Annotated in this window: 6 protein-coding genes; 3 read left to right on the top strand and 3 right to left on the bottom strand. The window is 33.2% G+C overall.

Going from position 1 to position 5,593, the window contains the following annotated elements:
• Window positions 1–140 precede the first annotated feature (140 nt).
• Window positions 141–350 (bottom strand): hypothetical protein, encoded by a 210-nt coding sequence (locus OZD66_RS01795; protein ID WP_275022045.1) that lies wholly within the window; start codon window positions 348–350, stop codon window positions 141–143.
• Window positions 351–418: 68 nt separating this feature from the next.
• Here OZD66_RS01795 and OZD66_RS01790 point away from each other — a divergent pair, with 68 nt between their 5' ends.
• On the top strand, window positions 419–1,948 hold the full coding sequence (locus tag OZD66_RS01790) for an N-acetylmuramoyl-L-alanine amidase (protein ID WP_259348544.1): 1,530 nt from the start codon (window positions 419–421) through the stop codon (window positions 1,946–1,948).
• A gap of 19 nt (window positions 1,949–1,967) precedes the next feature.
• On the opposite strand, the gene OZD66_RS01785 is transcribed toward OZD66_RS01790, so the two are convergent.
• Window positions 1,968–2,219 (bottom strand): J domain-containing protein, encoded by a 252-nt coding sequence (locus OZD66_RS01785; RefSeq protein WP_275022042.1) that lies wholly within the window; start codon window positions 2,217–2,219, stop codon window positions 1,968–1,970.
• 169 nt (window positions 2,220–2,388) lie between these two features.
• On the opposite strand from OZD66_RS01785, the gene OZD66_RS01780 reads away from it, so the two are divergent.
• Entirely contained in the window at window positions 2,389–2,961 is a 573-nt protein-coding gene (locus OZD66_RS01780; protein ID WP_182160167.1) for a NifU family protein, read from the top strand.
• Window positions 2,958–4,184, top strand: coding sequence for a histidine--tRNA ligase (hisS, locus tag OZD66_RS01775; RefSeq protein WP_010963026.1), 1,227 nt, complete (start codon window positions 2,958–2,960; stop codon window positions 4,182–4,184). Before OZD66_RS01780 ends, hisS begins: the two co-directional genes overlap by 4 nt.
• A 20-nt stretch (window positions 4,185–4,204) precedes the next feature.
• Here the strand turns inward: hisS and surE are convergent, their stop codons facing one another.
• Window positions 4,205–4,957, bottom strand: coding sequence for a 5'/3'-nucleotidase SurE (gene surE, locus OZD66_RS01770; RefSeq protein ID WP_182367473.1), 753 nt, complete (start codon window positions 4,955–4,957; stop codon window positions 4,205–4,207).
• Between the last annotated feature and the right edge of the window lie 636 nt (window positions 4,958–5,593).

Below are 5,593 nucleotides of genomic sequence, written 5' to 3'. Positions count from 1 at the left end.
AGAACGGTCAGTGAATACCTAAATTTGAGTAAAAGAAATTTCACTACCACTCACTAATCCGGCTAAAATTCAAGAATTTCAATGCTTTAGATATTTTCAATAGAATTAAATTTATTAATGTAAATAATAAATTACTATTCTTAAATTTGATCGGATTGATTGCAAAAAAACAAGATTTTCAATAGGTTACTTATAATCCTAACTATAGTTAGCCTTTCATAAGTAGCGATGCAACAAAGCCATCCCAGTGTCTGGGCACTGGGATGACATCCTTCTGGTAGGCTCAAATTGTAATGTTCGTACAGTTGTGGATTTAATCCCAGTATTTTAAATGCTTTATCTTTGGACATGTTACTATTACTGGACTAGTATGATTTTGTCTTGTAAATTTATTCAACAACACTACTCTAACTATATAATGAAAAGTTATCTACAAAGTGTTTATGAAGATGGTATGAAAATCCAACTATCTAAAATCAACAAATATTTATTAGTTTTACTGATTACTGTCTCAGCATTTCTCATATCTGGGCAAGTATCCAGTTCAAGCAGTATCGAGAATGATTTCCAAGATTTACAAGAAAAATTACCATTATTGAAAGATCAGGATTTGTTATTTTTAGATCCAACTTCAGCTTTAAATTATGTTGATAGAGCCGGTGAAAAAGTGTTAATGGTTATAGTTCACCATACTGAAACATCAACATTAAAAGGTACAAAAGACACGCTGAATGCTAGAGGATTGTCAGTTCATTTTATTGTCGATAGGGACGGCAGCGTTACCTCAATGGTTCCATTAGAGAAAGAAGCATGGCATGCTGGTATTAGTTATGCAAGAGTTAAGATAAATAGCAAGCTTGAAGAGCTGCAGAAGCTTAACAATTATTCTGTAGGTATTGAAATTGTAAACACAGGACTTGAGCCTTTTCCGGAAGAGCAAATGAGGTCCGTTAAAGAGCTGATTTTATATCTTATGGAGCGTTTTAAAATTAAAAGGGATATGATATTTAGTCATTCTGAAATAGGAACTATAGTGCATGATCCAGAGCTTGGCTATACAATGCGTAAACCAGATCCACACAAATTGTTTGATTGGGAGTTATTAGAGAAAAATGGAATTGGATTGCACATAAGTGACAGAATAAACCCTAAAGATGCTAAACAGCAAATGGGCGAAATATTGTATAAAGCAGGTGATAGAAATGAAGGTATTTTGAAATTAAAACAAAGGCTGAACAGATTTTTCTATAAGATATTACCTTGGAATGATAAGAAAGGTAATGTAATTTTTCGTGATAATAATGCTGATTACTCAGATGAGTTTGATGAGAATTTTGTATGGGTTATTTATCAGTTTTCAATACATAATTTACCAAGAGAAATTAGAAAAGATTTACCTCTTAAATTAGAACAAGCAGATATATTTCCTGAATTCTTTAGTAAATATAGTCATGGCATTTCTTCTAGTTATCTAACCTTTAGTGAAAAAATTAAATCGACTCTACAACCATGTTTGAGCAAAGTAGATTATGAGAATTTATTATCTTCTCTTGCACAATATGAGAATAACATTTCTCCTGATGCATCTACCACTTTAATGTACAAAATTAAGTTATACTATGATTCTTATTTAAGATATCGCATATGGTCTTCACTCTATGAACCATTTAAGCTTAATGTATTGGAAGAGTTAGACATTTTAAAGAGTGGAGTGTTATCTTTAAAATCACTAGATAGCTCTAAAGCTGCAGAAGTTTCCAGTTTAATTGATAGCTTTAAAGTAGATATTTCTTTAGAATTTCAGGGTTTTGAAAAACAGTGGTTTCAGGAGTTTAAGAATGCTTGGAGACAAGAATTTATACCTTCCCTGGAAGAACAGATAACATGGACTGCGCTACATGAAGCAATATTGGAGTATTTAGAAAAAGCAAAGGAAGAAATTTGTTAAACGAAAACTTTTTTTAAGATCATTTTTTCAGCAACCTATCACGTGCTGCGTTTAATTTTTGTGCAAAATATTCCGAGCCTCCCTTATCTGGGTGAACTAATTTCATTAAATTTTGATATGCTTTATTGATTTCATTTTGACTTGCCTCAGGATTCAGCCCCAGTATCTTTAATGCTTCATCTTTGGACATGTTGTCACCAGTGTAATTTTCAGTATAACTTCTACTGCTATTAAATTCGTTCAAAAACTTACTCAATATAGAGTTCATCATGAAACTTATGTTATTTTTTTTTGTCAGGAAAAGAAAAAATACAACAACGCTAGGCAAAATAAATATAATTACTATGAATACTAAAAAAAGAAAAAAGATGAATGACATGTATATTTTTTTATCATTTTATGATTAAATAGTAACAATTATAATTGTCATGGTAAATAACATGTTCATCCAGATTGAAGAAACACCAAACCCAAATACGCTAAAATTCCTTCCTGGATTTGAAATTTTAAACGAAGGAGAAACTGCTGATTTTTCAAATGCGAATGAGATAAAAAATTCTAAACTAGCAGCAAATCTTTTTCAAATAGAGCATGTGGTAAGAGTATTTTTCGGTCATGATTTTATTTCAGTAACAAAATTGGATGGAATTAATTGGGATATATTAAAAGTAGAAGTTTTAACTACAATCATGAATCACTTTACTTCTGGTGGAAAAGCACTAGATAAAGAAGGAGTTAATGACAACAACGTGCCAGATGAAGAATTTTTCGATGAGAATGATATAGAAATTGTAAATAGAATAAAAGAATTGATGGAAAGTTATATCAAACCTGCAGTTGCTCAAGACGGTGGTGATATCAAATTCCGTGGCTATAAAGATGGAATAGTTTATGTTGAGTTACAAGGAGCTTGCTCTGGATGCCCAAGTGCTGCAATTACTTTAAAGCAAGGAGTGCAGAATATGCTGAGCTACCACATACCAGAGGTTGCAGGTATAGAGACCACACTATGACTAATCAAACGGTTAGAGGAACAAAAGATCTCCTGTTTGATGAATGGTACAAGTTTAAATACATAGAGCAAACAGCAAACAGAATCTCAAGTTTATACGGCTTTTTGCCCGCCCAAACTCCAATATTTGAGTGCACGGAGGTTTTTACAAAAACCTTAGGTGATAGCTCAGACATCATCACTAAAGAGATGTATAGCTTCAATGATAAAGGGGGAAAGAGCATAACTTTACGTCCTGAGTTCACTGCAGCGATTGTCAGGCTACTCATTGAAAAAAAACTGCAAACACCGATAAAATTATTCTCAACAGGACCTGCATTTCGCTATGAAAGACCGCAAAAGGGAAGACAAAGGCAATTTCATCAGATAAATTTTGAGGTTTTTGGCATAGAAGATCCAAAAGCTGATATTGAATTGATATCACTCGCTCAGCACTTACTAACTGAATTTGGCATCAATAAAAATGTAAAGCTGGAAATCAACTCTTTAGGTGATGGTGAAACAATAACTAAATATAGAGAAGCTTTGATCTTATACTTTACAAAGTATCAAAATGATCTATCAGAAGATAGCAAAAATAGGTTGATCAAAAATCCACTCAGAATACTGGATTCCAAGGATGAGAAAGATAAATCAATAATTTCTGATGCGCCTAAAATCAGCAATTATTATACGAAAGAGTCCTCAGATTTCTTTGAACAAATACTAAATGGATTAACAATTCTTGATATACCTTATACCGTAAACAATAAACTAGTTCGAGGTTTGGATTATTATTGCCACACAGTGTTTGAGTTTGTTACAGAGGATTTAGGTGCACAAGGGGCAGTTTTTGCCGGTGGAAGATACGATAATTTAGTATCTTCAGTAGGTGGAAAACACACTCCAGCAATAGGATTTGCAGGGGGTATTGAGCGCATAATGGAGTTAATCAATTATTCTCCGAAAGAAGAGCGACCTATTTACCTAATTCCAATCGGTAGAGAGGCTGAAAAACATGCTTTAACACTTGCAAATGAATTGCGCAGAAATGGTTTATATGTAATCTATGAATATAGCGGAACGCTCAGAACCCGAATGAAAAAAGCAAATCAAGCAAATGCTAAAGCTGCTTTAATCTTTGGCGATGAAGAATTGAGTAGTAAAACTTTAAAGATTAAAAACATGGATACAGGTGAAGAAAAAATAATTGCTCGCGATAACACAATAGAAAATATCTATTAGGAGCAATGCAAATGTTTTTCTCAGTCAGCTATAGAAGAAAATTCGTCTGCACAAGAATTTTTCATAGTATTCAAAGTATCATAATCTGTAAAATCTAATTTTACCGGTGTAATAGTAATAAATCCTTCTTTTATTTTATTTATACTACCACTGCCTGAGTGCTCTCGAGACCAATTTAAGCTAAAAGAGCCATTCGAATTTTCAGTAAAAGTTAAATCCCCATCAATGCTATATTCACCTTGTTCAGCAAATTCTACTCCTTTTACTTTTTCCGTAGCAGGAAAATTTACACTCATCACTATGTTTTTAGGCCAACCAACCTTAACTAGCTTGGCAATAACCTTTGGTGCAAAAACCTTTGTATTGTGCCAGTCTATTTTATCATGATAAACTTGGCTTAGCGCAATAGAAGGTATAGACCTTGCAGCACCTTCCATTACAGCACCAATTGTTCCTGAATAACAAATATCGTCCCCGACATTTGATCCAATATTTACTCCGGACAATATTAAGTCTGGTTTTTTATTCATAACTTTATTTAGCGCAATAATGACACAATCTGCAGGAGTACCAGACACACTAAATTCCCTTTCACTATGTTGTTTTATTCCAATAGATTGTTTCACTGGATAATCAAGAGATCTTGCAGCTCCGCTTCTATCAGTATCTGGTGCCACTATCCATATTTCTGGCGCAAAATTCCGTGCAATCTCTTTGAGTAATTTTATTCCTTCACTTCCAAAGCCATCATCGTTTGTTATCAATATTATCATATACAATACTCAGCTATACAGTTCCAAATTATGTAAACCACTGGCTGTAAATAAACTCATGAGGCTTTAAGTTTCTTTGCATAACTGTGGACTGTAACAAAGAACCTGCTGTAAATCAATAGATTTCTTGCACAGGCCATAACTGTCATTACAATAGAAACGAAAAAACTTACTTGACAAACTCCGCCAGCCCCCTTATCATGAAACTGAAGCTATTTATTTATCTTCGCAATCTGTGCAGGTTAATGACAAAAAACTTAGGGTGTTTGGCGTCTCATGTTTAATTTTTTGCACTACGTGCATCGCATGTCTTTAAAAATTTCTGGGTTTTTACCTAATATAAGCTAAAATGCGCTTATAAAGCATTTAAAACATAAAAAAACGCCAACTTAAAAAATGGATAGTGAATAATTAGCTACCCTAGGGTTTCTTTTGCCTTTTTTTCTGTTTAGTAAATTTCTTAATGTTTATAATTTAGATTAGTTGCATTTAAAAGCGGCTGAATCGCAGTTATTAAACGTTTAGAATAAAAAAACGCCATACTTGAAAGTATAGCATTTCTCATAATAGTCCGAACGGGTCATAGGAAGGCAGAATCAACAGCACGACGAAAGGATTCGAATAGAGGAATGTTTT

This window comes from Wolbachia endosymbiont of Drosophila baimaii (genome assembly GCF_028982185.1).
Taxonomy (GTDB): domain Bacteria; phylum Pseudomonadota; class Alphaproteobacteria; order Rickettsiales; family Anaplasmataceae; genus Wolbachia; species Wolbachia pipientis.
This window is presented reverse-complemented; position numbering and strand designations above follow the sequence as displayed.